This is a genomic window from Pseudomonas sp. TMW22090 (assembly GCF_022496665.1).
Lineage (GTDB): Bacteria > Pseudomonadota > Gammaproteobacteria > Pseudomonadales > Pseudomonadaceae > Aquipseudomonas > Aquipseudomonas gregormendelii.
This window is the reverse complement of sequence record NZ_SCFH01000002.1, coordinates 503234-527949: the sequence shown is the minus strand read 5'-3', so window position 1 is coordinate 527949 and position 24716 is coordinate 503234. Positions and strand designations below refer to the sequence as shown.

Genomic DNA, 24716 nt, shown 5'->3' with positions numbered 1-24716 from the left:
AGTGAGATGCTTTACAGGCTCAACCCTTGATTCGTTCCTGCACGAAATCCATCACCTTCAACGACTGATAAATCGCATTCGCCGCGACCCGCCCAAACAGCCCGCCGTTCCAGTCCAGCAAGTAGGGTTTGAACAGCTCATACCGCCGGCTTTCCCCGCACACCGCCTCAGCGATGACGCGGCCGCCGATCGAGCCGGTATTCAACCCGTGCCCGCCAAATGAAGTACAGGCCCAGACACCCGGTTCCAGCAACCCGAGGTTGGGCATCTTGTTGGTTGAATAGCCCATCAGCCCGGACCAGGCCAGTTCGATTTTCACCGGGGCCAGCTGTGGGTAGACCGAGACCATGTCTGCCTTGAGCATGGCGGCCAGGGCCTGTTCGTTCTGTTCGTTCCGGGTGGTGATGCGTCCGCCCCAGAGCAGGCGATCGCCTTCCACTACCCGATAATAATCCGAAGCCCGACGGTCATCGGAAAACGCTGCGCCGGAATCGAGCACCGATTTAATCGAATCGCCCAGGTGCTCGGTCAGTACCACGTAAGTGGCAATTGGCAGGTAGGCGCGACTGAGCTTCTGCAGTTCCGGGCCACCGTAGCCGCCCGCGCAGAACACCAGGTGCTGGCAGCGTACGCTGCCGCGAGCCGTGCGGATCAACTTGTCCGTACCTGCGTGATGCCAGGCCAGCATTTTCGAGTGTTCGTGAATCTTGCCGCCCGCCGCTTCAATCGCCAGTGCAAGGCCCAGGCAGTAATTGAGCGGGTGAAAATGCAGGGCGTTCGGGTCTTCTACGCCCTGGAAGTAACGTTGGGTGTGAGCCCGCTGGCGAATCTGTGCGGTGTCGAGGTAATTGAGCTCGTAGCCGAAGTCGCGGCGCATCGTCTCGATGTGAGACTTGACGCCAGCGCCGTCGTCGTAGCGCTTGACCCGGATCGTGCCGGCGGACGGCTCGCAACCGCCCAGCGCCAATTCGGCGATATTATTAAGCACGATCTGTACGCCTTCGACTGACATCTGAAACAGTGCCCTGGCCTGATCCAGCCCGAGCTTTTTGCGAATGGCCCCCGAGCCTTCAGCCCAGCCTGGCGAGACCACCCCACCATTGCGTCCGGATGCGCCCCAGGCCACCTGGTGGGCTTCCAGCACGATCACCCTTTTGCCGCGTCGGGTCAGTTCCAGGGCCGCGGTGAGGCCGGCGATGCCGGCACCGATGATGCACACGTCACAGTTCTCATCGGTATTGAGTTCAGGCCTGGCCGCGCGGGGCAGCGAGGTTTGGGAGTACCAGGTGTTGGGGAAGGACATGGGTCGATCCTTGGAAATAGTTGACTGCACATGCACGCACACATTCAACCCTGTAGGAGCGAGCTTGCTCGCGAGAAACCATGGACACCGCGTTCATTCAGGCTGCCCGCGTTATCGTTGACGCCCATCGCGAGCTCGCTCCTACAAGGGAAACGGGTTACTTGACGGTCGAGTAATCGACGCCGTACCACTTGGTCGACAATTTCGTCAGCGTGCCGTCCTTGTGCATCTCGTCGATGATGGTGCCCAGCTTGGCCTTCAACTCCGGATCACCCTTGTCGGTAGCCACTGCCAGCGGCTCATAGAAAACGACGACGTTGTCCACGGCGCGTAGCGGGTAGCCTTTTTTGACCGCCGCATCCAGGGTGCTGCGCTGGGTAAGGATGGCGTCCAGACGAGCGCCATCGCCCAGGCGCAGATCGTCCAGCGGCCCGACGGAACCGGCGTAGGTCTTCATTTTTTCGGTCTTGACGTCGTACACCACGGGCGGCACATCGCTGGTTTCGATGGCCAATGCCTGGTTGAGGAAGTCCTCGGAAGTGGTGCCCCCTTCAACGCCGATCGTCTTGCCGTTCAAGGCTTTGTGGTCCGTGACCGTGGACTTGTCATGCACGGCAAACACGTAAGGCACGTAGTAATAAGTGCCCGGGAAGTCGAGGATGCGCGCGCGGCTTTTGGTTGCCGTCATCGAGCCCACGGACATGTCCCAGCGTCCGTTCCACTTGCCGGCGGTGATCACGTCCCAATCGGGCGTGATGAACTTGACCTCGACGCCCAGGCGCTTGGCGATTTCTTTCGAGACATCGATATCGAAGCCATCGATTTCATTCTTGTCGTTGATGAAGCCCTGTGGCGGCCAGGTGGCCGACGTGGCAACGGTCATCGTCTTGCTGCTCTGGATCTTGTCCAGCACCGCGCCGGCATGGGCGGCGCCGACAAACAACAGCGACATTGCGGCGGCGAGGGTGAGTACGCGTTTACTTCTGACCATGTCCATCTCCATGTCTCGTTATTGTTATGAAGGGCGAAGCGGTGTTCAGTGACCGATGATCTGCGATAGGAATTTCTGCGCACGTTCGGTCTGCGGGTTATTGAAAAATTCGGCCGGGGTGGCCTGTTCGATTACCTGCCCCTGATCCATGAACAGCACGCGGTCGGCGACCTTGCTGGCAAAGCCCATTTCATGGGTGACGCAGATCATGGTCATGCCGTCGGTGGCCAGTTCGCCCATCACGTCCAGTACTTCATGGACCATTTCCGGGTCCAGGGCCGAGGTCGGTTCATCGAACAGCATCACTTTGGGATTCATGCACAACGCCCTGGCAATCGCCACTCGCTGCTGCTGGCCGCCGGATAGTTGCGACGGGTATTTGTCGGCATGCTCGGCAATGCGCACCCGCTCCAGGTACACCTGCGCGCGCTTCTTCGCTTCCCCAGCCGACACGCCTTGCACCAGTTGCGGCGCCAGGGTCAGGTTGTCCATCACGCTGAGGTGCGGGAACAGGTTGAAGCTCTGGAACACCATGCCGATTTCACTGCGCACGGCGCTGACACTTTCTGCCTCGCTGGTGAGGAGGATGCCGTTGACCTTGATCTGGCCTTTCTGGAAATTTTCCAGATGGTTGATGCAGCGAATCATCGTCGACTTGCCCGAGCCCGAGGGCCCGCACACCACCAGGATTTCACCGGTGGCGACGTTCAGGTCGACATCGCGTAGCGCATGAAAATTGCCGTACCACTTGTTCAGGCCGGTGATGGAAATCATCGGGGGATTGGCTGGCCCAGCCGGGGCCAGGTCGAGACGTTCTGCGGTACTGGTGAGAGTCATCAGCCATCAACCTCTTGCCGTGGATCGGTTCACCCGTTTTTCGATTCGCGCCTGCACCCGCTCGAGAATGAACGACAGCGCCCAGTAGATCATCGCGGCGGTGATCAGCATTTCCAGGTGGCGGAAGTCCGCACGGCCCTGGGTCTTGGCCAGGTACATCAACTCCCACACGCCGATCACCGAAACCAGGGAGCTGTCCTTGAGCATGGCGATGAACTGGTTGCCGGTGGGCGGGATAATCACGCGCAGCGCCTGGGGCATGATCACCCGGCTCAAGGTCTTGAACGGGCTGATATTCAGCGCCCGGGAGGCTTCCCACTGACCCACCGGAATGCTCTGGATGCCGGCGCGGAAAATCTCGGTCATGTAAGCGCCGTAGCACAGCGACAAGGCGAGGATGCCCGCCGGGACTGCGTCGACCACATACCCCAGCTGCGGCAGGCCGAGGTAGATCAGGTAGATCTGGATCAGCAACGGCACGCCGCGAAAGAACGAGGTGTAGAACGAAGCGAGGGCGTTGGCCAGACCGTTGTTCGACAGCTTGGCGACTGCGCCGATCAACGCCAGCACGAAGGCAATCACGATCGCCACCGCCGAAATGTACAGCGTGGTGGCGGCGCCCTGGACGACCAGGAAACCGACTTTGTCGAGGATGAAGCTGTAGGACAGGTCGAAGGTGTCGAAGAACGCGAGGAACAGGATCAGCAGTTCAATCCAGACCACCGTGGTCTGCACCTTGAACTTGAGGCGTCCGAGGATGTGGAAGTTCAGCGTCCCCAGCGCGGCGATGGCCAGGCCGATGGCGATGTTGCGGGTAGTCAGGCTGTCGGGGGCATTGCCCAGCAGTGGATGCAGAACGTTACCGAGGGCGCTGTTGCCCAGGTTCATCAGGTAGGCGCCGAGGAACAGTACAACGGCTACGCCGAGCAGGAATTGAGGATCGTTGGACTTCTTCTTATAAATTATATTGTCGTGATACATGCATGCCTCGGCGTTTAAATGGTGATGATCTCGCTGATAAAGTGGGGTTGGTCAGGATTTGAACTGTAGGAGCCGGTGTGCCGGTGATGGCGATTTCAAGTACGCCATCGCCGGCAATCCGGCTCCTACAGTTCGAAATCGGATGTCTTCGATGAGTATTGCGACGCAAATTCAGGGACTGCAAGCGACCATAATTCGCTACGTCAGTCCCTGAGCTCATTTTGCCATCAGGTCAGTTGTGCCAGGCAGGACTCGAGGATGTCCAGGCCTTCCTCCAGCACGGCGGCCTCGGTGGTCAACGGCGCCAGCAGCCTGATGATGTGGCGCGACTTGCCACTGGGCATCAGCAACAAGCCGGCATCCCGGGCCAGGGCCAGCAATTGGGTGAGCTGCGCGGCAGCCGGCGTGCCGTCAGGATGAGTCAGCTCGATGCCGCGCATGGCGCCGACACCGGTCAGGCGCCCGAGGAAGGGCGACAGCTGGCGGGTGTGCCAGGACTGATAGCGGCTGACGATGGCTTCTTCCTGCTGCGCACCCCAGCTGTGCAATCGGGCGTCGGTCATTTCGTCAAGGGTCGCCAGCGCAGCCGCGCAGGCTATGGGGTTGCCGGAATAGGTGCCGCCCAGCCCGCCCTTGGGCAGTACGTCCAGCAGCTCCTTGCGCCCGACCACCGCGCCCAGTGGCACTCCGCCGGCGATGCTTTTGCCCAGCAGAATCAGGTCCGGCTCGATGCCAAGGCGCGAAAAGCCGAAGCGCTGGCCGGTACGGCCAAAGCCCGACTGGATCTCGTCGGCGATCAGCACAATACCCTTGTCATCGCACAAACGTCGCAGCGCCTGGGCGAACGCCGGGTCCATCGCGAGAAAGCCCGCTTCGCCCTGCACCGGTTCGAAGATGAAACAGGCGACGTCAGCAATGTCGATTTCCACGCTGAACAGACGGTCCATGGCTTTGAGGGCTTCAGCGCAGGTCACGCCATTGTCGTGGCTCGGATAGGGCAAGTGGTAAACAGGCCCGGGCAGCAGGCCAACTTTTTGTTTGTAGGGCGCGACTTTACCGTTGAGGTTGAGGGTGGCCAGGGTACGGCCGTGAAACGCGCCGTCGAAAGCAATCACGGCGCTACGCCCGGTGGCGCCACGGACGATCTTCAAGGCGTTTTCTGCGGCTTCTGCGCCACTGTTGGTGAGCATTCCGCTGACCGGGTAGTCGACGGGGATGAAGGCGCTGAGGCGCTCCATCAAATCGATGTAGGGCTGGTGTGGGGCGGCGTTGAATGCGTAATGGGTCAGCCGTGTGGCCTGATCGCGAATGGCTTCGACGATGCGCGGGTGGCAATGACCGAGGTTGAGCACGCCGATACCACCGACGAAGTCGATGTAGCGCTTGCCCTCGGTGTCCCAGACCTCGGCATTTTTGCCATGGCTGAGGGTGACGGGATGAACCACGTTGATCGAACGGCTGATGCTTTCGCTGCTCATGGGTGACCGACTCTGAAGAAGGGATGCTTCTTTTTATCTAAGCCGTGAGCGGTGGTGGCGGGCAAACGAAATAAAGTCGCCGGGTCAATCTTAAAAGTCGGGATGTTTTTGAAGATCAAAAGATCGTCCGAACGCGGCCCGATCTTTTGCTTTTGCTGTTAGGTCAACGACGAGTCAGCGGCTGCGCACTGAACTTCACACCCGCCAGCCCGTGGGTAATCAACGCCCGGATATTGCCATGATCGCTGCCCTCGGGCGTCGCCAGCACCGAACGGTAATGTTCACCGAACGCCAGCAGAGCCTCTTCATCGCTCAGGCCTTCCAGCAGCGCCAGGCCCAGGGTCTTGCACGAGCCTTCGTTCTGGCCGGCAGCGTTGTCCACGCCGCCGTTGCTGAAGGCCTGGGGTTGGTAGTCGTAGCCCGCTGCGATAAAGGCCAGGGTGTCGGCAAAAACGTGTTCGCCGCTCTGCAGGCTGGCGCGCAGGGTATTCAAGTCACTCATTGGGTTTTCCTTTGGCGAACGCCGCCTGTTGTTCGGCGCTGGCTTCTTGCTGGTATTGGGCTTTCCACTCGGCGTACGGCATGCCGTACACGACTTCGCGGGCGTCATCGAGGCTGACGTCGATCTGGCGTTCATCGGCGGCGGCTTTGTACCACTTGGACAGGCAGTTACGGCAGAACCCGGAGAGATTCATCAGGTCGATGTTCTGCACATCCTTGCGGCTATCGAGATGCGCCACCAGCCGGCGGAAAGCGGCGGCTTCGAGTTCGAGGCGTTGTTGATCGGTCATAGGGATCTCTGAGACAGCTGCAGGCGGCACGCTTCAAGCTGTAAAAAGTGGATGGCGTTGGCTCGCAGTTTACCGCTTCAAGTCTGCAACTTGCAGCTAGCGGCTGGCTGCAAGCGTTATTGATACCGACTCGGCGAAGCGCAGTGCGTGTGGCTTGTCCACTTCGACCTCGGCGTACAGCACCGATTCGTTGAGCATCACCAGATCGAGGATTTCCTGGGTCAGGCGTTCGAGCAGCGCGAAGCGATTACCCTCCACGTGAGCGATGATCGCCTTGGTGATGGTGCGGTAGTTCAGCGCGTGATCAATGTCGTTGTCGCGCACCGCTTCCTGGGCCGCGTACAGGATCGTCAGGTTGATCAGCACGTCCTGTTTGTTGAGGATCTCGTCCTCGTTGATTCCGATGAAGGTGCGCAGACACAGGTCCTTGACCCGGATGCGTGCCATTCCTGGCTGAAGTTGTGGCATTGCTACTTGCTCCGTCCAATCAATTGCAGGAACTCCTGGCGGGTATTGCTCGACTCGCGAAAGGCACCGAGCATCACCGAAGTGTTCATGGTCGAGTTCTGTTTCTCGACGCCGCGCATCATCATGCACATGTGCCGTGCTTCGATAACGACCGCGACGCCGGCGGCATCGGTCACCGCTTGCACCGCATCGGCGATTTGCCGGGTGAGGTTTTCCTGGATCTGCAGGCGGCGAGCGAACATGTCCACCAGCCGCGCGATCTTCGACAGGCCCAGCACCTTGCCAGTCGGAATATAAGCCACATGGGCCTTGCCGATGAAGGGCAGCAGGTGATGTTCGCACAACGAGTACAGCTCGATGTCGGCAACGATGATCATCTCGTCGGTATCCGAGGAAAACAGCGCGCCGTTGACGATGTCCTCGACACTCTGTTCATAGCCATGGCAGAGGTACTGCATGGCCTTGGCCGCTCGCGCCGGAGTATCGATGAGGCCTTCACGGTCGGGGTTTTCACCAATGCCGATGAGGATCTCGCGATAGCTCTGGGACAGGGCGTTGCGGGGTAGCGTTAGAGTCATGGAACATCCTCGCGGGGGCCGTCTATTTGACGTGCCGTCCGCCGTTGACGGTCAGGGTCGTGCCGGTGACATAAGGGTTGTCGAGCAGGTAGCGCAGGGATTGATAAACCACTTCGCTACCGGGTTCAATCCCCAGCGCGGACTTGGCCAGGGCCTTGGCGCGGTACGCTGCGTCGTCTTCAGGGTTGAACAGTAGCAGGGCCGGCGCAATGCCGTTGACCTTGATGGTCGGCGCGTACCTCGCGGCGAAGGACAGCGTCAGGCTGTCGAGGCCGGCCTTGCTCGCACAATAGCCGATGTGGCGGCTGCTGCCCTTGCGCGTCACGTCGTCACTGATGTGCACGATGTCTGCCGGGCTCGAGCGTTCAAGCAGGTCGGCGCAATGCAGGTTGATCAGGTAGGGCGCCAGCATGTGTACATTGAACATGCGGGTGAAGGCAAGCGCGTCGGTGTCTGGGGTTTCAGCCAGCCATTCGGAGGCGTTATGCACGATGGCCCGCAGGCTGTCGGTGTGGGTTTTCAGTTCGGCGATGAAGGCGAGAATCCCGGCTTCGCTGGAGAAGTCGGCGAACACCGCCGTGGCGCCCAGATCGCGCAGGGCCTGCACACCGGGGCGTTCGCTGCGATAGCTGAAGATGACCGGCTGACCTTCCTCGAGCAATCGCTGCGCACAGTGCAGGCCGACTCGCTGGCCGGCACCGGTGATGAGGATTGGGGCTGCGCAAGAGGTCATGTCGGGCTCGCTTTGCGGTAAGAGCCAAACTATACCAGCGCCGGGGTGGATCTACCTCCGTCCTGTGGACTCAAGGATTGAGGATTGAGGGATTCAGTACTGCGACCTGAGCACTGGGGGAGCAAAGCTTGCTCGCGATGGTCGGCAGGTCGCGGCAGCCACCCTGTTGCCCCGCGTCATCGTTGGCGACCATCGCGAGCGAGCTCGCTCCTACCTCGCAGTGGTGGTGGCTTCAATGATTCTGCGCAGACGCCTTCACCGCCACCCGCCGGGCAGCATTACCACTCAGCCATCCCGCCAGGACTCGCGTCGACAGCGGAATAAAGAAATAAACCATCAACGGCGTCAGGCACAGCGTACTGACCAGCACCCGGGGCAACAGGCTCAGCTCGCCCACCAACGGCTCCAGCAAAAAGTTGAACAACAACGACACCGGGAAGAACGCCAGCCAGATAGCCACCGCCTGTTTCCAGCGCGGCGGACGTGCGCCTGCGGCGCCGAACCAGCCTTCAATGCCGCTGACCCGATGCTCCTTGGGGTGGGCAAACAGGTCGCTGCCGCGCGCCAGCCAGGCTGTACGCGAGGCGGAGTGCTCCCAGGCGTGCATGGTTTGCTCGTCGGCGAAGCGGAAGATGATCTGGAATTCGTTATCGCCGGGCGGCGGAGCAAGCACGCCGGAGCCAAGATAACCCTTGAAGTCGGTGGCCAGCTGTTCGCCTTCGCGCAGCCAGTCCATCAGGTCCTGATAGCGCCCATCGGCGACTCGACGCGCAACCATCAGCGTGACGGGGGAAGTAGACATTGTGTATCTCCGTAAGACAAATGCGTCTCTCCGGGTAGGAGATTCGCCAGGCGCAGCACCGGGGTAATGGACTGCGCGTTGAATCAAGCAAGGATTATTCCTGATTCTGCATAATTCACCAGCGCCTTCGGTCATTCATGAATTTCTTGAGTGGTCGTGGGGCAGGGGAGTTAAGATAAGTACTGATTCATACACGGACGTGGGCCGCGAAATGCCTGTATTGACTGACATCGCTCCTTCTACGCTGCAAGCCCGTTCGCTGGAGCGCGAAGACCTGTTTCCCATTCGGGAGGTCTCGCGCCTGACCGGAATCAATCCGGTGACCCTCCGAGCCTGGGAGCGTCGTTATGGGCTGCTTCAGCCCACGCGCACCGAAAGCGGGCATCGGCTGTACTCCATGGCCGATATCGAAAAGGTCCGCAGTATCCTCGGCTGGATCGAGCGCGGTGTAGCGGTCAGCAAGGTCGGCAAGATCCTGGCCAAGGCCGAGCCCCTCCAGGCCCTGGCGAAAATCATCCCTGACGAACTGGTGCTCGCCGACTATGCCCAGTGGCAGCAGCAAGTGCAGGCGGCGGTCAGTGGTTTTGATGAAGTGCTGCTGGAACAGATCTACGGCCAGATCTTTTCGAGTTATCCACTGGCGGTGGTCTTTCAGGACATCCTCATGCCGTTATGGCAACAGTTGCTGCTGCGCCATGATGGGTTCGGGCAAACCAGCGAATGGCTATTTCTCGACGGTTTCCTGCGCTCCCGGGTGTTGCAGCGCCTGCAACTGATGCGCGTCATGCAACCGCGCCGGGTGATTGTCTGCGCCTTGGGCGACCAGGCCCGTGAGCTTGAGGTACTGGTGACGGCGCTGTATCTCGGCCATGTCGACTCGGCCATTCAGTTCCTGTCGATCGGCCAGCCTTTTGACGAACTCACCCTGGTCTGCGAGCGGGTCAAGCCGCAGGCACTGGTACTGGTGTCCAATCACGCGCCGGCTGCCGACTTTCCTCGACGTCTGAATCGTCTGGCCCTGAGCCTGGATTGTCAGTTATTCCTGGCCGGTGATGCGTCTGACCTGGCGCAAGAAAGCCTGGCCGAGTCGTCGATCGGTTGCCTGGGCAGTGAAGGCGTAGTGATGCGCCAGCGCCTGAAACAATTTCTGGCGGGCAATCTCGATACGTAGATCAGAGGTGCAGGGCGGGGTGGGTCAGGCGATGTTGCTGAAGGATGAACTGGCGCAGCCGCTCGGTTTCGTCCTTGTCGCTCTGACTTAACTGATAAGCAAAAAAGCCGCTTTCGGTTTCTTTCTCGAATGTTCCGCGCAACGCGATCCGTTCATAGCCGGACGGGCTGAACCACAAGGCGAAGTGTTTCGGCGGTTTGGTCTTGTTGCGCACTTCCAGCAGTACACCTTTGAACGACACCTCATGCACCCACAGGGTACCTGGCTGGCCGTTGGCGTTTTCCAGTGCTACGGGCTCCTCGAGCACCAGGCGCCAAGGCCTGACCATCGGCCCGTCTTCGTAGATGCTGGGCACGCCAAGGCGCAGGTGCAGCGCATGGAATTCGTCTTCGACCAGGTGCAACGGAAAAGTCATCTGCTGGTTTTCGAAATTGGCCTGGATGGTGACTTGCTCGTGCGCAGCCAGGCGCGTGAGCAGGTCACGGATTTGCGAACCACCATTTACCAACAGGCTCGACGTCGCATCCCGCATGTTCAGTTGCGGGTTGTGTTGCATGGTCTGGATAAAATCCAGCTCATCCTGCGTCAGGAGCGCGTCGCGTTGCATGATCTACTCGAAAGAAATAGTTACAAAGTCATCGGTGATTGTAGTTAATGACAATTAATTCGCCTTTTTGTTTTAACCGTTCGTCGCTTTCAGCGCGGCAAGCTCGGCCTGGAGTTCAGCCAATTGAGCCTCAAGCTGGGCAACTCGCTGCTGCGCCTTGACCTGAGTGCTGACGTCTTTCTGCACGCCAACGAAGTACGTTATACCGTCGCTTGCGTTTTTTACCGTGGAAAGCGACAGCTCGTTCCAGAAGGGCGAGCCATCCTTGCGGTAATTGCGCAGCGTTTCCCGGCATGAGCCACCTTTGCTCAAGGTCTCGCGAATGACCGCCAATGCGTCCTGGTCACGGTCGCCGGACTGCAGGAAGCGGCAATCCTGGTACAGCACTTCCTCGCTGGAATAGCCCGTCATGCGTTCAAATGCCGGGTTTACATAAATCAGGATGCTGTCTCGATCGCCTTCTTTTTCGGCAATCACGATACCGTCATTGGAGGCGTTGATGACCAGTTGCAGCAGCTGGGCGTTGATCATTGAGAATCCTTTCCTGTCTGATTGACCTTCGCATTCTAAAAGAAACCATTGGGGGCCTGCTGGTAATATCCTCCTTATTTACTCAGCATTAGGATCAGATTGATGAAAGTCGCCATTTTTTCCGGCTCGGTTTACGGTTCTGCCGAAGAAGTCGCTCGTCACGCGGCAGGCATTTTGAAGGAGGCCGGTTTCGACACCTGGCACAACCCTCGGGCAACGCTTGCAGACGTTCAGGATTTCGGCCCCGAAGCCTTGCTCGCAGTGACCTCGACCACCGGCATGGGCGAGCTGCCAGACAACCTGCAGCCACTGTATTTCGCCATTCGCGACCAGTTGCCGGCGGCCTGGCGCGGTCTGCCGGGTGCGGTCATCGGCCTTGGCGATGCGAGCTACGGCGATACTTTTTGCGGCGGCGGTGAGCTGATGCGTGAACTGTTCGGCGAGCTGGGCGTTCGTGAAGTACTGCCGATGCTACGCCTGGACGCCAGCGAGAGCGTGACCCCGGAAACAGATGCCGAGCCCTGGCTGGCAGAACTGGTGGAGGCGTTACGTAACTGACTCGCTCGGCCATCAAGCTGGCTGCCAATGCAACTACGCGAATCCCGGAGGCTGACTAGACTGCTGTCACGTGCAAAACAATAAGAACAGGAGTTCCTTGTCGTGAGCGTAGCCCCCGTCTCGTCACCGCCTGACGTCAAAGATCAGGTCAGCGCCGCCGAATGGCAGGCTCGCGTTGATCTGGCCGCCTGTTATCGGCTGGTCGCCCAGCATGGCTGGGATGACCTGATCTTCACGCACATTTCTGCCAAAGTGCCTGGTACTGAAGATTTTCTAATCAACCCTTACGGGCTGATGTTTCACGAGATCACTGCATCGAGCCTGGTCAAGGTCGATCAGGCCGGCAACAAGTTGATGGACAGCCCCTACGAGATCAATCCGGCGGGTTACACCATCCACAGCGCCGTGCATGAAGTGCGTCACGACGTGGTGTGCGTGCTGCACACCCATACGGCGGCCGGTGTCGCGGTGTCGGCGCAGAAGCAGGGCGTTTTGCCGATCAGCCAGCAGTCGCTGTTCGTCTTGTCCAGCCTGGGCTATCACGCTTACGAAGGTGTCGCGCTCAACCATGAGGAGAAAGCGCGACTGCAAGCCGACCTGGGCCAGAACAATTTCCTTGTGCTGCACAACCATGGGCTGCTGACCTGTGGCAGCAGCATCGCCGATACCTTCCTGATGATGTTCATTTTCCAGCGCGCCTGCGATATCCAGGTGCTGGCGCAAAACGGTGGTGCCGAGTTGATCGCCATCGAGCCGCAGATTCTGGCCGGGGCCAAGGCGATGATTGCGGGTGTGACCAAAAGTGCTCAAGGGATGGGTGGCGCACTGGCCTGGCCAGCGTTGCTGCGCAAACTCGATCAATTCGACCCGGGTTATAAACTCTGATGGCACTCGCCGAGATTCCGCTGTGCGTTTGGCGCAAACGCGGCCAGACTTTCATTTTCCGTGGCCAGCACATCCGTTACTGGACGGCGGGGCAGGGTGAGCCGTTGCTGCTCCTCCATGGTTTCCCCACCGCCAGTTGGGACTGGCATTGCCTGTGGCAGCCACTGGCCCAGCGTTACCGGGTGATTGCCTGCGACATGCTCGGCTTCGGTGATTCTGCCAAGCCCGCCCAGCATGACTACAGCCTGCTGGAGCAAGCCGACTTGCAGCAAGCGCTGCTCGCGCACCTGCAAGTCGCAGACCCGGTGCATGTGCTTGCCCACGATTACGGTGACAGCGTTGCCCAGGAACTGTTGGCGCGGCACCACGAGACGCGCATCGAGCTGGCCAGCTGCGTATTTCTCAATGGCGGCCTGTTTCCTGAAACCCATCGTGCCTTGCTGGTACAGAAACTGCTGCTCAGCCCCTTGGGCTGGATGATCGGGCGGGCCTTTAACCGAGACGCGCTGGTGAAGAGTTTCCGGCATGTCTTCGGCCCTCACAGTGGCCCGAGCGAGAGCGAGATGGACGACTTCTGGAGTCTGGTGGAAAGCAACCGTGGCCCGCGCATCATGCACAAACTCATTGGCTACATTCCCGAGCGCCGCGCCCAGCGTGATCGCTGGGTCGCCGCCATGCAACGCAACGAAGTGCCCATGCGGGTGATCGATGGCGAGGCCGATCCCATTTCCGGGGGCCACATGGTCGAACGCTATCGCCAGCTGATACCCAACCCCGATACGGTCGTGCTGCCCGGTATTGGTCACTATCCACAAATCGAAGCGCCTGCGCAGGTGCTCAAGCACTACCTGGCGTTCCGCGACAATTGCGTGTTACTGCCGCGCAAGGTCGCCTGTTCGTAAATCTGCGGTAAATATCGCTGTCTGCGTTTCTGCAGGAACTGCCGAAGGCTGCGAGCTTTAACGCATCATCCCCCTGCCTTATCGAGCACTATTCAGCCCCAGCCGTTTTCATTGTGACCCGCAGCCCCGTGCCTGACACTCGGGCCCATGTCCCTTTGGCCTGGAGTTGTCCCCCATGAGTGAGTCTGTGCGCTTCGAAGATAAAGTCGTGATCATTACCGGTGCCGGCGGCGGCCTCGGTCGCGCCCACGCGTTGCTGTTCGCCAGTCAGGGCGCGAAGGTTCTGGTTAACGACCTGGGAGGTTCGGCCCAGGGGGAGGGCGCCAACGCTTCGGCGGCTGATCGAGTGGTCGCGCAAATTCGCGAAGCGGGCGGCATCGCCGAAGCCAACCACGACTCCGTCACTGACGGCGACAAAATCGTCCAGCACGCCATGGACGCCTTCGGCCGGGTCGATGTAGTCGTCAATAACGCCGGGATCCTGCGCGACAAAACCTTCCACAAAATGGAAGACGCCGATTGGGACCTGGTCTACCGCGTCCACGTCGAGGGCGCCTACAAGGTGACCCGCGCGGCCTGGCCGCATATGCGCGAGCAAAACTACGGCCGGGTGATCTTCACTGCGTCGACTTCCGGCATTTACGGCAACTTCGGCCAGTCCAACTACGGCATGGCCAAACTCGGCCTCTACGGCCTGACCCGCACATTGGCCATTGAAGGTCGCAAGAACAATATTCTGGTCAACGCCATCGCCCCCACCGGCGGCACCCGCATGACCGAAGGCCTTATCCCGCCGCAAGTGTTCGAACAACTCAAGCCCGAGCTGGTCAGCCCGCTGGTGGTGTACCTCGCCAGTGAAAACTGCCAGGAAACTTCAGGGCTGTTCGAGGTAGGGGGTGGCTGGATGGGCAAAGTTCGCTGGGAACGCAGCCTGGGCGTCGGGTTTGATCCGCGGGCGGGATTCTCGCCGGAAGATGTGGCGGCGAATTGGCAGCAGATTTGTGATTTCGAGGGGGCCGCGCATCCCAAGGATAATATCGACGCGCTGAAGGAGATGATGGGGAATTTGCAGAAGTACTCGTTGTAAACGCAGGTTTTTTCTCTGTGGCCACACTTGGGGGAGCAAAGCGTTGCTCCCACAAAAACGCCCATAAAAAAGGCCGCTGCAAACGCAGCGGCCAAAGTAAGACGTTCGATTAAGGAGCTACAAATCAACGTCTGTGTACAGGGTGCAACGAACCGAAAAAGCTTCGATTCATCTGAATCTGGTCAACGATGCAGTGGACAACAACACACCGCCATCGATCCGCGCCTCCAGCCTGTTCCCCTGAAAGCCCGCCCAGAATAAAGCCTTGTTCCCAAAGGAAAAATAGCGATTACCGACATGCACTGTTGCAGCATCGGCAACAGTGCGGCGTTTCGCATCCACGTTCCTGATACCGCCCCGTCCACCCCGTGCATATCCCGCGCGAAGTCCTTGGCGCTCAGGCCACCCTTCTTTTTTGGCGGATGACGCCCAGGCGTTCGTGCTGCTGCGCGATGCGGAGCGCTTGATGCAGCAACGGCAGATCGCCGACACCGTTTACCTTGGCGTGCGGTTTCAGGTCAGCAGTCAGTCTGTTGCCTCATCCTGAGGTCACTGGGCAGGGGCGGGCTCAAAGCCCATGCGCCAGCTGACGGCGCGGGTAGCGGCCAGCAATCGCTGCGCTGCCGGGCCGTCTTCATCGGCGTGGAACAACGACGCCGGGCCGACAATGGTCATTACCGCCACCACCTGGCCCACGGCGTTGAACACCGGCGCCGACAATGCATCCACGCCGGGCATCAATAACCCGTGCACGTGATGCAGGCCGCGGTCGCGGATGCGTTCACACAGCGTCGCGTAGGCCTGGTCGTCCGCCAGCGGGTGGGGTTTGCCTGCCTGTAGTTCCATCTCGCGCAGATCCACGGTTTCGCGCTTAGGCAAGAAGGCACCAAATACCAGGCCGGTGGACGAGCTGAGCAGTGGCAACACCGATCCCAGTTGAGTCACCACCGTGACGGCACGAATCGCGGGTTCAATGTGCACAACCGTCGCGCCCTGGTTGCCCCACACCGCCAGGAAACAGGTTTCGTTCAGTTCGTCGCGCAAGTCGGCCAGGGGCAGCGCGCCGACTTTCAGCACGTCCATACTGTTCAGGGCTGCCAGGCCCACGCGAAGGGCTTCACGGCCCAGGCCGTAATGGTTGGTCGCGGAGTTCTGTTCGGCAAAACCACTGGCGATCAACGCCTGCAGGTAGCGATGCACTTTGCTCGCCGGCATCTGCACATGTTCGGCCAGGCGTGACAGCGAAGTCGAAGGCGACAACTCGGCGAGCGCCCTGAGGATGTCGGTGCCGACCTCGGCCGAGCGGACTTTCTGCTTGTCGTTGCTACGCGGCGTTTCCATGAAGGCGATCTGATCCTGTTACGAATGGGCGTCTTTATAGCTTGACGGTAGAAACCAATCAAATTACGTTATGCGTAATCGAATTACGATAAAAATAACCCGGGCGTGCCGAGATTTCTGCAAAGCAGGACTGGCCACGGCCTGCTCCCTGTTCAGGAGGCTCCATGAACCTCGATTCAACCGCGTCCGCAGCCGGGCCTGCCTACCAGTCCGGTTTCGGTAACCAATTCAGCAGCGAAGCCCTGCCTGGCGCCTTGCCGATCGGGCAGAACTCTCCGCAGAAAGCCCCGTACGGGCTGTACACCGAACTGCTGTCTGGCACGGCCTTCACCATGGCCCGCGCCGAGTCGCGGCGCACGTGGATGTATCGCATCCAGCCCTCGGCCAATCATCCCGCGTTCGTCAAGCTTGAACGCCAACTGGCGGGCGGCCCGCTGGGTGAGGTGACCCCTAATCGCCTGCGCTGGAACCCGCTGGACATGCCGGATGAGCCGACCGACTTCGTCGACGGGCTGGTCAGCATGGTGGCCAACTCAGCGGCGGAAAAACCGTCCGGCATCAGCATCTACAGCTACCGTGTAAACCGCTCCATGGAGCGCGTGTTTTTCAATGCTGACGGTGAGTTGCTGCTGGTCCCCGAGATGGGTCGCCTGCGCATCGCCACCGAGCTGGGGGTGCTGGAGCTGGAGCCGCTGGAGATCGCCGTGCTGCCCCGGGGCATGAAATTTCGCGTCGAATTGCTGGACCCGCAGGCCCGTGGCTACATTGCCGAAAACCATGGGGCGCCGCTGCGCCTTCCGGACCTCGGGCCTATTGGCAGCAACGGCCTGGCCAACCCTCGGGACTTCCTGGCGCCGGTCGCGCATTATGAAAACCTCCAGCAGCCGACCACGCTGGTGCAGAAATTCCTCGGCCAGCTGTGGGGCTGCGAGCTCGATCATTCGCCGCTTAACGTGGTCGCCTGGCACGGCAACAACGTGCCGTACAAATATGATCTGCGCCGGTTCAACACCATCGGCACCGTCAGTTTCGATCATCCGGACCCCTCCATCTTTACCGTCCTGACATCGCCCACCAGCACCCACGGCCTGGCCAATCTCGACTTCGTGATCTTTCCGCCACGCTGGATGGTGGCCGAGAACACCTTCCGTCCGCCCTGGTTCCACCGCAACCTGATGAATGAATTCATGGGGCTGATCAAGGGCGAGTACGACGCCAAGGCCGAAGGTTTCGTGCCGGGCGGTGCGTCCCTGCACAGCTGTATGAGCGCCCATGGGCCCGACGGCGAAACCTGTACCCGGGCAATCAACGCTGAACTGGCGCCGGCGAAAATCGATAACACCATGGCCTTCATGTTCGAAACCTGCCAGGTCCTGCGCCCGAGCCGGTTCGCCCTGGAGTGCCCGCAATTACAGAAAAACTACGACACTTGCTGGGCCACGCTGCCCGCCACTTTCGACCCGACCCGGAGATAACCCATGACTCAGACTTCCACTACTCGCAGCTGGGTTGCTTCGGCCAACGGCCATGTCGATTTTCCGTTGCAGAACTTGCCACTGGGCGTGTTCAGCATCGACGGCGGGGCACCGCGCAGTGGCGTGGCCATCGGCGATCACATCTTCGATCTGGAAGCGGCGCTGGATGCCGGCCTGTTCGAAGGCGATGCCAAAGCGGCGGCCGAGGCCACCTGCGGCGGGCAACTGAATGCTTTTTTCCAGGCCGGTACGCCAGCGCGCAAGGCGTTGCGTGAGCGGCTGCTGCAGTTGCTGGCAGAAGGCAGCACCCTGCACGGCAAAATCGAAGCCCAGGGCGCCAGGTTGCTGCCGCTGGCGGCAAACTGCGTGATGCACCTGCCGGCGAAAATCAGCGATTACACCGACTTCTACGTGGGCATCGAGCACGCGCAAAACGTCGGCAAACTGTTCCGCCCGGACAACCCGCTGCTGCCGAACTACAAGTACGTGCCAATCGGCTACCACGGTCGCGCCTCGACCATTCGCCCCTCCGGTACCGACGTTCGCCGCCCCAAAGGCCAGACCCTGCCGGCCGGCCAGGCCGAGCCGGTGTTCGGTCCGTGCGCACGGCTGGACTACGAGTTGGAACTGGGCATCTGGATCGGCCAGGGCAACGAAATGGGCGACTCGATCGCCATCGCTGACGCCGCCGATCACATCGCCGGTTTCTGCCTGCTCAACGATTGGTCGGCGCGGGACATCCAGGCGTGGGAGTACCAGCCACTGGGGCCATTCCTGTCGAAAAGTTTCATCACCAGCATCTCGCCCTGGGTGGTGACGGCTGAAGCACTGGAGCCGTTCCGCCGTGCCCAGCCCGCACGTCCCCAAGGCGATCCGCAACCGCTGCAGTATCTGTACGACCCGCGTGACCAGGCCGCCGGGGCTTTCGACATTGAACTGGAAGTCCTGCTGCTCACCGAAACAATGCGCGAGCAGAATCTGCCGGCCCATCGCCTGACCCTGAGCAACACCCGGCACATGTACTGGACCGTCGCGCAGATGGTGGCGCATCACAGTGTCAACGGCTGTCAGTTGCAGGCGGGCGACCTGTTCGGTTCGGGCACTTTGTCCGGCCCGAAGAACGGTCAGTTCGGCAGCCTGCTGGAAATCACCGAAGGCGGGAAAAAGCCGATTGAACTGGCGAGTGGTGAGGTGCGTAAATTCCTCGAGGACGGTGACGAGATCATCCTGCGCGCCCGTTGCAGCCGGGACGGGTTTGCCTCCATCGGATTTGGCGAGTGCCGCGGCAAAGTGCTGCCGGCGCGTTAAGAGGATCGGCCGATGGAACTCTTTACCTATTACCGTTCGACATCGTCCTTCCGGGTGCGGATTGCCCTGGCACTCAAGGGCCTGGACTATCAGGCGCTGCCGGTCAATCTGATCGCGCCGGCGGGGGGCGAGCACCGCCAGGCGCCGTATCTGGGCATCAACCCGCAAGGCCGCGTGCCGGCCTTGCGCACGGATGAAGGCGATCTGTTGATCCAGTCGCCCGCGATCATTGAGTACCTCGAGGAACGTTATCCACAGGTGCCGCTGTTGGCCACCGATCTGGTCGCTCGCGCCCATGAGCGCGGGGTCGCGGCGCTGATCGGCTGCGATGTGCACCCGCTGCATAATGTCAGCGTGCTCAACAGGCTTCGGCAGTTGGGTCACGATGAACAGCAGGTAGTCGAGTGGATCGGGCACTGGATCAGTCAGGGGCTTGGGGCCGTGGAACAGTTGATTGGTAACCAGGGGTACTGTTTCGGATCGCAACCTGGGGTGGCGGATGTTTATCTGATACCGCAGCTGTATGCGGCTGAGCGCTTCAACATCTCCCCGCAGGCCTGGCCGCGGATTCGTCGAGTGGCGGCGCTGGCAGCGGCTCACCCGGCATTCATCAAGGCACACCCGGCCAATCAGCCGGACACTCCTTGACTGCACACGCCAATATAAACATCCGGCAACCTGTGGGAGCACAGCTTGCTCGCGATGGCGGTGTGTCATTCAACATCAATGTCTACTGACACAACGCCCTCGCGAGCAAGCTGTACTCCCACAGGATTGGGTGTCAGTGGACGATGGTGTTTGGCGGCAAGTGCCCCAGCCGTTCGGTCAGGCGAATCCGCTGGATCGGATCTTCGCTGAGCATCAATGCATGCTCCAGGTCGAAGCGTTCGGCATTGGGACAGTCCAGTCTTTGATACAGGCTCGCCCGGGCCAGGTAGTCGGCGGCGCTGGCGTTGCCCAGTTCCAGTACCCGCTCGGCATCGATCAGGGCACCGATATAATCATCGTGAGCCAGATGCAGTTGGCGCAGGTTGCGGGACAGACGTTGCAGCATCTGCAGCGGTTCGGCGGTGACCAGATGCTCGGCGCTCAGCTTCATGTTCGGACCGTATTGGCGATGCAGCAACTCCCGGCAATCATTCGGGTACAGACGCCGCCCGCCGCAAGGATCAAGCAGGTGGTCGGCGCCCGGAACCCGCAATAGAAAATGCCCCGGGAAATTGACCCCGACCATCGGTATTTCCAGGCGCCGTGCCAGCTCAAGCGCGATCAAGCCCAGCGCCAGGGGTTGTCCGCGTCGGCGTGTCAGCACCTTGTCCAGCAATGCCGCCTGCGGACGCAGCGGCGTGAAGTCGTCCTGGGCAAATCCCAGGTCATTCATGCGGCGCAGCAACGGTTGCGCCAACTCGCTCACCGGCAACATGGGCAAGCCATGGCTAACCCGCTGCTGCAGATCCCTGAACCCAGCCAGTAGGGATTCGACGTTCAGCTCCTGGTCATGCTCGACGCAGATCCACAGCGCCGCCTCGAACAGCGCGGGCGGTGATCGTTGCAGGCACTCGAAGAAGCATTGGCGGGGCGTCATCAAAATCTCCCGGGACATGCCTCGTTTTAGCCCCGTCTCCCTCATTCGTCCAGTGCCCCGAAAGGTTATGTCCGAATCCCTTAACCCGAGCGCTGCTTATTCCGGCGTGCTTCAGCAAAATTCAGGCGCGAGCCTATACTGGCGACTACAAGAAGTGATTTTCGGGAGCCTTACGATGTTCGCTCTCATGCAAAGCAATCGCCTTGAATCGCTGCATCTGAGCGTCGACCCGGTCACCGGGTTGAAGGCGGTCATTGCCATTCATGACAGCCGTCTGGGCCCGGCCCTTGGCGGATGTCGATACCTTGCCTATCCTGACGACGAATCCGCCGTCGAGGACGCTGTGCGCCTGGCCCGGGGCATGAGCTACAAAGCGGCGCTTGCCGGCCTGGCCCAAGGTGGCGGAGTTGCCGTAATCATCCGGCCGATGCACGTGGAAAGCCGCGCCGCGCTGTTTGAAGCGTTCGGTCGTTGCGTCGACCAACTCGACGGGCGCTACATCACCGCTATCGACAGCGGCACTTCGGTAGCCGACATGGATTGCATCGCCCAACAGACCCAGCATGTCACCAGCACCACCTCGGCCGGTGATCCTGCCCCACATGCCGCAATGGGGGTGTTTGCCGGTATTCGCAGCACGGCAATGGCACGCCTGGGCAGCGATAACCTTGAAGGCCTGCGCGTGGCAATCCAGGGGTTGGGCAATGTGGGTTACGCGTTGGCGGAACAGCTGCATGCGGCCGGCGCTGAACTGCTGGTGAGCGACATTGACCACGGCAAGGTCCAGCTTGCGATGGAGCAACTGGGCGCTCATCCAATCGCCAACGATGCATTGCTCAGCACGCCCTGCGATATCCTCGCGCCATGCGGCCTGGGCGGAGTCCTTAACAGCAACAGCGTGTCGCAATTGCGCTGCTCGGCGGTGGCGGGCTCGGCGAACAATCAGTTGACCCATGTCGAAGTCGCCGACTTGCTTGAGCGGCGGGGGATTTTGTACGCCCCCGATTATGTGATCAATGCCGGCGGGTTGATCTATGTCTCGCTCAAGCACCGTGGTGAAGAGCTGACCACCATTACCGCGCACCTGTCGAAAATCAGCTCCCGTCTCACCGAGGTGTTCGCCCATGCCCAGGCGGAAAAGCGTTCTCCTGCGCGGGTGGCAGATGAGCTGGCGGAGCGGGTGTTGTATCGCTGATGCCCAGGCATGAAAAAGGCCCTGAGTCGCTGGACTCAGGGCCTGTTCAATTCGGGCGCTGATTACTTTGGTGCTTTTGCCGCCTTTGCAGGTTTGGCGGGGGCAGCGGGTTCAACCGCTTCAGGTTCTTGCGCCACTTCAGCGGGGGCAACCACTTCGGCAGGCGCGCTCAACAGTTCGGACAAGGCGTCTGGTTGACTTTTGAAAGCCTTGGCGAACACGTCGCGGTTTTTCGCCATGTAGATCCCGGCTTCTTCCACTTGCTGTTCGGTCAGGGACGGAACGGCTTTTTGCAACACTTCAGCCAGCAATTCGGCGAGTTCGAGCATTTTGTCATGACGGTCAGCTTCGGCTTTATCCATGAACAAGCGCTCCAGATCTCGGCTGCTGCGGTATACCACTTCGACGGCCATTCACCACCTCACATGCCTTCACATTAAGTTGTCGTATTCGACCACTGTATCTATATACAGCTAAAAGGATAAGCGAATCCTGCCGCTTTGGGTAGTGGCATTTCACTGTAGCCGTATTTTGACTGGGGAGTGGCGGGTTGTTGGTGTCCCCAAAGTGCCTCCCATCACCCGGCCGCCATCTCACCTTCCAACCCCTGGCCTTTTTTCTGCATGCCAAACAACCGTCACGTCAAAACCGCATCATCCGGTCAAACCGACCTAAGGAAGAACCACCGTGAAAATCAACTGGGCCGAGAAACTGCGGCAGAACGTGCACCAACTGGCCGAATCCCTGGGTAACCTGTTCGTCGAAAGCTTCCACTACCTGGCACTGTTCGCCATCGGAGCAGTAACCGCCTGGGCGGCGGTGATGGAATTTTTGGGAATGCTGGACAAGGGACACATCAAGATCGATGACATCCTGCTGCTGTTCATCTACCTGGAATTGGGCGCCATGGTCGGGATCTACTTCAAGACCAACCACATGCCGGTACGCTTCCTGATCTACGTGGCCATCACCGCACTGACTCGCCTGCTTATTTCCAACGTGTCGCATCACAACCCACCGGATATCGGCATCATCTACCTGTGCGGCGGCATCCTGCTGCTGGCGTTCGCGATTCTGGTGGTGCGGTATGCCTCCTCGCAATTCCCTTCGGTGAAGATCGAGCACCCGCAGCGCAAGGTCGGCGCGGGTTCCAGCGAGCATCCCGAAGTGGAAAAGGGCGAGCTTTAAAGCCCGATCGCCGGACGCGGCAAGCCCTTGGCTGGCGGCGGTGGCAGCGTCCGGTTGTCGCCGTCGGTCATCGCTTCGAGAATGGCCACGGCACTGTGGCCCTGCTCGATGGCGATGCCGAACTGAATGCTTTGCACCAGGCGCTTGAGCCGCTTGGGATCATTGCGCTGTTCGGCACTGATCATCCGTTTGGCCACCACGCGACCGCTGTTGGACAACGTCAGCATGATGCTGCCGTCGAGTCCCTGAATGCTCAGGTTGATCTGGTAATCCGGCGCGAAGGCATCGGTAATGAGCTGAAAAGGATTGTTCATGATGCGTCACCGCCTGATTGAACGTGCAGTTGTTGACCGACCATGATCGGGTTGGTTCGCATGACCGGACCATCGGCTGGCCGCTTGCGATCTCTCCCGGGGAACGTAGCAAGCGGCATGCCGGAAAGATTGTCGAACAAAAGCACAACCCTGCAGGAGCGAGCTTGCTCGCGAAGAACCCGAGAACGGCGCGGGCTGCAAGCTTTCCCCCCGCGTTGACGATCATCCTTGATCGCCGCCCGGAGCAAGCGTACACCTGCAGCGCCTGGTGATTTCCGCCCGTTTCAGGGCAGGAATGAAAAGATGATCGCAGACAGTGCAATCAAGCCGATCAACACCACGAACACATTCGAAGCCTGGCCCGAGTACTGGCGTAATGCCGGTACGCGGCGGATGGCGTACATCGGCATCAGGAACAGCAGGCACGCGATGATGGGGCCGCCGAGTGTCTCGATCATGCCCAGGATGCTCGGATTGAACGTCGCCACTGCCCAGCAGCTGAGGATCATGAACACCGCCGTCGCGCGGTTCAGCCAGGTGGCGGACATGACCTTGCCACGGCCGCGCAGGCTCTTGACGATCAGGCCCTGGAAACCTTCGCTGGCGCCGATGTAATGGCCGAGGAAGGATTTGGTGATCGCCACCAAGGCAATCAATGGCGCCGCGTAAGCGATCACTGGTGTCTGGAAGTGATTGGCCAGGTAAGACAGGATCGAGATGTTCTGTGCCTTCGCCGCCGCCAAGTCAGCCGGGGACAGCGCCAGCACGCAGCTGAAGCAAAAGAACATCACTGTGACGACCATCATTGCGTGAGCAATGGCGAGAATGCCGCTGCTCTTGGCTTCGGCCTGTTCGCCGTAGCGCTGTTTCTGATCCACCGCGAAAGCCGAGATGATCGGCGAATGGTTGAACGAGAACACCATTACCGGGATTGCCAGCCACAGGGTCTTGAAGAACAGCGGCATCGGCATGCCTTCACTGGCGGTGGCGAAGAACGCGCCGTTCCAGTTCGGAATCAGGCTGATACCGAGCAGCAGCAATGCGGCGACGAAAGGGTAGACCAGCACGCTCATGCATTTGACGATCACGCCCTGGCCGCAGCGAACGATGGCCATCAGGCCAAGGATCAACCCCAGCGACAGGATGGCGCGCGGCGGCGGGGCGATGTGCAGCTGGTGTTCCATGAAGCTGCTCAGGGTGTTGGTCAGCGCGACGCTGTACACCAGCAGAATCGGGAAAATCGCGAAGAAGTACAGCAAGGTGATCAGCTTGCCGGCCCCAATGCCGAAGTGTTCTTCCACCACTTCGGTGATGTCACCAGAGCGACCGGACAGCACGAAGCGGGTCAGGCCACGGTGTGCGAAGAAGGTCATCGGGAACGCCAGCACTGCAAGGATCAGCAGGGGCCAGAAACCACCGACTCCGGCGTTGATCGGCAGGAACAGGGTGCCAGCGCCGATCGCCGTGCCGTAGAGGCCGAGCATCCAGGTGGTGTCGTGTTTGCTCCAGCCTTTGCTGACGGTCGCGGTGTCGCGTGTTACTTCTACAGCAGGATTTTCGGCAGCAGGTGTACGTACATCGGTCATCGTATTGGCCTCGTTATTGTT

The 24716-nt window shown here is 60.2% G+C and carries 28 protein-coding genes and 1 pseudogene; 11 read left to right on the top strand and 18 right to left on the bottom strand.

The window, feature by feature from the left end:
- Positions 1 to 19: 19 nt before the first annotated feature.
- The 11 genes from EQV97_RS08545 to EQV97_RS08495 form a co-directional block, all read right to left on the bottom strand.
- Positions 20 to 1303, bottom strand: coding sequence for an FAD-binding oxidoreductase (locus EQV97_RS08545; protein ID WP_240888818.1), 1284 nt, complete (start codon positions 1301 to 1303; stop codon positions 20 to 22).
- A 157-nt stretch (positions 1304 to 1460) separates the two neighbouring features.
- Positions 1461 to 2294, bottom strand: coding sequence for a transporter substrate-binding domain-containing protein (locus EQV97_RS08540; RefSeq protein WP_122837535.1), 834 nt, complete (start codon positions 2292 to 2294; stop codon positions 1461 to 1463).
- A gap of 45 nt (positions 2295 to 2339) precedes the next feature.
- Entirely contained in the window at positions 2340 to 3068 is a 729-nt protein-coding gene (locus EQV97_RS08535; protein WP_163019374.1) for an amino acid ABC transporter ATP-binding protein, read from the bottom strand.
- Between the two features lie 69 nt (positions 3069 to 3137).
- Positions 3138 to 4112 carry an amino acid ABC transporter permease gene (locus tag EQV97_RS08530; RefSeq protein ID WP_122837537.1) on the bottom strand — a complete coding sequence of 325 codons (975 nt, stop codon included), beginning with the start codon at positions 4110 to 4112 and terminating at the stop codon, positions 3138 to 3140.
- A 227-nt stretch (positions 4113 to 4339) separates the two neighbouring features.
- Positions 4340 to 5590: an aspartate aminotransferase family protein gene (locus EQV97_RS08525; protein ID WP_122837538.1), complete on the bottom strand. Its 1251-nt coding sequence runs from the start codon at positions 5588 to 5590 to the stop codon at positions 4340 to 4342.
- A gap of 163 nt (positions 5591 to 5753) precedes the next feature.
- Positions 5754 to 6092 carry a HopJ type III effector protein gene (locus tag EQV97_RS08520; protein WP_225570932.1) on the bottom strand — a complete coding sequence of 113 codons (339 nt, stop codon included), beginning with the start codon at positions 6090 to 6092 and terminating at the stop codon, positions 5754 to 5756.
- Positions 6085 to 6381 carry a DUF1244 domain-containing protein gene (locus tag EQV97_RS08515; RefSeq protein ID WP_007944633.1) on the bottom strand — a complete coding sequence of 99 codons (297 nt, stop codon included), beginning with the start codon at positions 6379 to 6381 and terminating at the stop codon, positions 6085 to 6087. The genes EQV97_RS08520 and EQV97_RS08515 overlap by 8 nt, the downstream gene beginning before the upstream one ends.
- A 96-nt stretch (positions 6382 to 6477) precedes the next feature.
- Positions 6478 to 6849 carry a dihydroneopterin triphosphate 2'-epimerase gene (gene folX / locus EQV97_RS08510; protein ID WP_045061421.1) on the bottom strand — a complete coding sequence of 124 codons (372 nt, stop codon included), beginning with the start codon at positions 6847 to 6849 and terminating at the stop codon, positions 6478 to 6480.
- Between the two features lie 2 nt (positions 6850 to 6851).
- Positions 6852 to 7427: a GTP cyclohydrolase I FolE gene (gene folE / locus EQV97_RS08505; RefSeq protein ID WP_225570933.1), complete on the bottom strand. Its 576-nt coding sequence runs from the start codon at positions 7425 to 7427 to the stop codon at positions 6852 to 6854.
- 22 nt (positions 7428 to 7449) lie between these two features.
- Positions 7450 to 8160 (bottom strand): dihydromonapterin reductase, encoded by a 711-nt coding sequence (gene folM / locus EQV97_RS08500; protein WP_240888817.1) that lies wholly within the window; start codon positions 8158 to 8160, stop codon positions 7450 to 7452.
- Positions 8161 to 8392: 232 nt separating this feature from the next.
- Entirely contained in the window at positions 8393 to 8962 is a 570-nt protein-coding gene (locus EQV97_RS08495) for an antibiotic biosynthesis monooxygenase (RefSeq protein ID WP_240888816.1), read from the bottom strand.
- A 211-nt stretch (positions 8963 to 9173) separates the two neighbouring features.
- Here EQV97_RS08495 and EQV97_RS08490 point away from each other — a divergent pair, with 211 nt between their 5' ends.
- Entirely contained in the window at positions 9174 to 10133 is a 960-nt protein-coding gene (locus tag EQV97_RS08490; protein ID WP_122837543.1) for a MerR family transcriptional regulator, read from the top strand.
- 1 nt (position 10134) lies between these two features.
- On the opposite strand, the gene EQV97_RS08485 is transcribed toward EQV97_RS08490, so the two are convergent.
- Both EQV97_RS08485 and EQV97_RS08480 read right to left on the bottom strand, forming a co-directional pair.
- Entirely contained in the window at positions 10135 to 10740 is a 606-nt protein-coding gene (locus tag EQV97_RS08485; protein ID WP_122837544.1) for a hypothetical protein, read from the bottom strand.
- 72 nt (positions 10741 to 10812) lie between these two features.
- On the bottom strand, positions 10813 to 11271 hold the full coding sequence (locus EQV97_RS08480; RefSeq protein ID WP_122837545.1) for a PAS domain-containing protein: 459 nt from the start codon (positions 11269 to 11271) through the stop codon (positions 10813 to 10815).
- 102 nt (positions 11272 to 11373) lie between these two features.
- Between EQV97_RS08480 and EQV97_RS08475 the strand changes: the two genes are divergently transcribed.
- From EQV97_RS08475 to EQV97_RS28875, 5 genes are all read left to right on the top strand, one after another.
- Positions 11374 to 11829, top strand: coding sequence for a flavodoxin (locus EQV97_RS08475; RefSeq protein ID WP_122837546.1), 456 nt, complete (start codon positions 11374 to 11376; stop codon positions 11827 to 11829).
- Between the two features lie 102 nt (positions 11830 to 11931).
- Complete coding sequence (locus EQV97_RS08470) at positions 11932 to 12714, top strand: class II aldolase/adducin family protein (RefSeq protein ID WP_122837547.1); 783 nt, start codon at positions 11932 to 11934, stop codon at positions 12712 to 12714.
- The gene (locus EQV97_RS08465; RefSeq protein WP_240888815.1) at positions 12714 to 13616 is read left to right on the top strand and encodes an alpha/beta hydrolase; all 903 of its coding nucleotides are present in this window, start codon (positions 12714 to 12716) and stop codon (positions 13614 to 13616) included. The genes EQV97_RS08470 and EQV97_RS08465 overlap by 1 nt, the downstream gene beginning before the upstream one ends.
- A gap of 175 nt (positions 13617 to 13791) precedes the next feature.
- Positions 13792 to 14703, top strand: a complete 912-nt coding sequence (locus tag EQV97_RS08460; RefSeq protein WP_122837549.1) for an SDR family oxidoreductase — start codon at positions 13792 to 13794, stop codon at positions 14701 to 14703.
- A gap of 415 nt (positions 14704 to 15118) precedes the next feature.
- A complete protein-coding gene (locus EQV97_RS28875; protein WP_276614251.1) occupies positions 15119 to 15250 on the top strand; it encodes a hypothetical protein in 132 nt (43 codons plus the stop codon).
- 2 nt (positions 15251 to 15252) lie between these two features.
- On the opposite strand, the gene EQV97_RS08455 is transcribed toward EQV97_RS28875, so the two are convergent.
- Positions 15253 to 16044 (bottom strand): IclR family transcriptional regulator, encoded by a 792-nt coding sequence (locus EQV97_RS08455; RefSeq protein ID WP_240888814.1) that lies wholly within the window; start codon positions 16042 to 16044, stop codon positions 15253 to 15255.
- A gap of 164 nt (positions 16045 to 16208) precedes the next feature.
- Between EQV97_RS08455 and hmgA the strand changes: the two genes are divergently transcribed.
- The 3 genes from hmgA to maiA are packed head-to-tail and all read left to right on the top strand — an operon-like array spanning position 16209 to position 19475.
- The gene (gene hmgA / locus EQV97_RS08450) at positions 16209 to 17519 is read left to right on the top strand and encodes a homogentisate 1,2-dioxygenase (protein WP_240888813.1); all 1311 of its coding nucleotides are present in this window, start codon (positions 16209 to 16211) and stop codon (positions 17517 to 17519) included.
- A 3-nt stretch (positions 17520 to 17522) separates the two neighbouring features.
- Positions 17523 to 18827, top strand: coding sequence for a fumarylacetoacetase (fahA, locus tag EQV97_RS08445; RefSeq protein WP_240888812.1), 1305 nt, complete (start codon positions 17523 to 17525; stop codon positions 18825 to 18827).
- A gap of 12 nt (positions 18828 to 18839) precedes the next feature.
- Entirely contained in the window at positions 18840 to 19475 is a 636-nt protein-coding gene (gene maiA / locus EQV97_RS08440; protein ID WP_240888811.1) for a maleylacetoacetate isomerase, read from the top strand.
- 133 nt (positions 19476 to 19608) lie between these two features.
- Here maiA and EQV97_RS08435 read toward each other — a convergent pair whose 3' ends face one another.
- A complete protein-coding gene (locus EQV97_RS08435) occupies positions 19609 to 20412 on the bottom strand; it encodes a transglutaminase family protein (protein ID WP_122837554.1) in 804 nt (267 codons plus the stop codon).
- 175 nt (positions 20413 to 20587) lie between these two features.
- On the opposite strand from EQV97_RS08435, the gene EQV97_RS08430 reads away from it, so the two are divergent.
- Entirely contained in the window at positions 20588 to 21607 is a 1020-nt protein-coding gene (locus tag EQV97_RS08430; protein WP_045061405.1) for a Glu/Leu/Phe/Val dehydrogenase dimerization domain-containing protein, read from the top strand.
- Between the two features lie 173 nt (positions 21608 to 21780).
- Here the strand turns inward: EQV97_RS08430 and EQV97_RS08425 are convergent.
- Positions 21781 to 22020: pseudogene (locus EQV97_RS08425) on the bottom strand (YebG family protein); the annotation flags it as partial.
- A 274-nt stretch (positions 22021 to 22294) separates the two neighbouring features.
- On the opposite strand from EQV97_RS08425, the gene EQV97_RS08420 reads away from it, so the two are divergent.
- The gene (locus tag EQV97_RS08420; protein WP_045061403.1) at positions 22295 to 22795 is read left to right on the top strand and encodes a phosphate-starvation-inducible PsiE family protein; all 501 of its coding nucleotides are present in this window, start codon (positions 22295 to 22297) and stop codon (positions 22793 to 22795) included.
- On the opposite strand, the gene EQV97_RS08415 is transcribed toward EQV97_RS08420, so the two are convergent.
- Complete coding sequence (locus EQV97_RS08415; protein WP_240888810.1) at positions 22792 to 23109, bottom strand: DUF3509 domain-containing protein; 318 nt, start codon at positions 23107 to 23109, stop codon at positions 22792 to 22794. The two genes, EQV97_RS08420 and EQV97_RS08415, sit on opposite strands and share 4 nt — an antisense overlap.
- A gap of 284 nt (positions 23110 to 23393) precedes the next feature.
- Complete coding sequence (locus EQV97_RS08410) at positions 23394 to 24695, bottom strand: serine/threonine transporter (RefSeq protein ID WP_240888809.1); 1302 nt, start codon at positions 24693 to 24695, stop codon at positions 23394 to 23396.
- Positions 24696 to 24716: the final 21 nt, after the last annotated feature.

What these genes read in the sequence shown, in the direction of transcription:
- EQV97_RS08545 (WP_240888818.1), bottom strand. Translation starts at nt 1,303, where the DNA reads ATGTCCTTCCCCAACACCTGGTACTCCCAAACCTCGCTGCCCCGCGCG.
- EQV97_RS08540 (WP_122837535.1), bottom strand. Translation starts at nt 2,294, where the DNA reads ATGGTCAGAAGTAAACGCGTACTCACCCTCGCCGCCGCAATGTCGCTG.
- EQV97_RS08535 (WP_163019374.1), bottom strand. Translation starts at nt 3,068, where the DNA reads ATGATTTCCATCACCGGCCTGAACAAGTGGTACGGCAATTTTCATGCG.
- EQV97_RS08530 (WP_122837537.1), bottom strand. Translation starts at nt 4,112, where the DNA reads ATGTATCACGACAATATAATTTATAAGAAGAAGTCCAACGATCCTCAA.
- EQV97_RS08525 (WP_122837538.1), bottom strand. Translation starts at nt 5,590, where the DNA reads ATGAGCAGCGAAAGCATCAGCCGTTCGATCAACGTGGTTCATCCCGTC.
- EQV97_RS08520 (WP_225570932.1), bottom strand. Translation starts at nt 6,092, where the DNA reads ATGAGTGACTTGAATACCCTGCGCGCCAGCCTGCAGAGCGGCGAACAC.
- EQV97_RS08515 (WP_007944633.1), bottom strand. Translation starts at nt 6,381, where the DNA reads ATGACCGATCAACAACGCCTCGAACTCGAAGCCGCCGCTTTCCGCCGG.
- folX (WP_045061421.1), bottom strand. Translation starts at nt 6,849, where the DNA reads ATGCCACAACTTCAGCCAGGAATGGCACGCATCCGGGTCAAGGACCTG.
- folE (WP_225570933.1), bottom strand. Translation starts at nt 7,427, where the DNA reads ATGACTCTAACGCTACCCCGCAACGCCCTGTCCCAGAGCTATCGCGAG.
- folM (WP_240888817.1), bottom strand. Translation starts at nt 8,160, where the DNA reads ATGACCTCTTGCGCAGCCCCAATCCTCATCACCGGTGCCGGCCAGCGA.
- EQV97_RS08495 (WP_240888816.1), bottom strand. Translation starts at nt 8,962, where the DNA reads ATGTCTACTTCCCCCGTCACGCTGATGGTTGCGCGTCGAGTCGCCGAT.
- EQV97_RS08490 (WP_122837543.1), top strand. Translation starts at nt 9,174, where the DNA reads ATGCCTGTATTGACTGACATCGCTCCTTCTACGCTGCAAGCCCGTTCG.
- EQV97_RS08485 (WP_122837544.1), bottom strand. Translation starts at nt 10,740, where the DNA reads ATGCAACGCGACGCGCTCCTGACGCAGGATGAGCTGGATTTTATCCAG.
- EQV97_RS08480 (WP_122837545.1), bottom strand. Translation starts at nt 11,271, where the DNA reads ATGATCAACGCCCAGCTGCTGCAACTGGTCATCAACGCCTCCAATGAC.
- EQV97_RS08475 (WP_122837546.1), top strand. Translation starts at nt 11,374, where the DNA reads ATGAAAGTCGCCATTTTTTCCGGCTCGGTTTACGGTTCTGCCGAAGAA.
- EQV97_RS08465 (WP_240888815.1), top strand. Translation starts at nt 12,714, where the DNA reads ATGGCACTCGCCGAGATTCCGCTGTGCGTTTGGCGCAAACGCGGCCAG.
- EQV97_RS08460 (WP_122837549.1), top strand. Translation starts at nt 13,792, where the DNA reads ATGAGTGAGTCTGTGCGCTTCGAAGATAAAGTCGTGATCATTACCGGT.
- EQV97_RS08455 (WP_240888814.1), bottom strand. Translation starts at nt 16,044, where the DNA reads ATGGAAACGCCGCGTAGCAACGACAAGCAGAAAGTCCGCTCGGCCGAG.
- hmgA (WP_240888813.1), top strand. Translation starts at nt 16,209, where the DNA reads ATGAACCTCGATTCAACCGCGTCCGCAGCCGGGCCTGCCTACCAGTCC.
- fahA (WP_240888812.1), top strand. Translation starts at nt 17,523, where the DNA reads ATGACTCAGACTTCCACTACTCGCAGCTGGGTTGCTTCGGCCAACGGC.
- maiA (WP_240888811.1), top strand. Translation starts at nt 18,840, where the DNA reads ATGGAACTCTTTACCTATTACCGTTCGACATCGTCCTTCCGGGTGCGG.
- EQV97_RS08435 (WP_122837554.1), bottom strand. Translation starts at nt 20,412, where the DNA reads ATGACGCCCCGCCAATGCTTCTTCGAGTGCCTGCAACGATCACCGCCC.
- EQV97_RS08430 (WP_045061405.1), top strand. Translation starts at nt 20,588, where the DNA reads ATGTTCGCTCTCATGCAAAGCAATCGCCTTGAATCGCTGCATCTGAGC.
- EQV97_RS08415 (WP_240888810.1), bottom strand. Translation starts at nt 23,109, where the DNA reads ATGAACAATCCTTTTCAGCTCATTACCGATGCCTTCGCGCCGGATTAC.
- EQV97_RS08410 (WP_240888809.1), bottom strand. Translation starts at nt 24,695, where the DNA reads ATGACCGATGTACGTACACCTGCTGCCGAAAATCCTGCTGTAGAAGTA.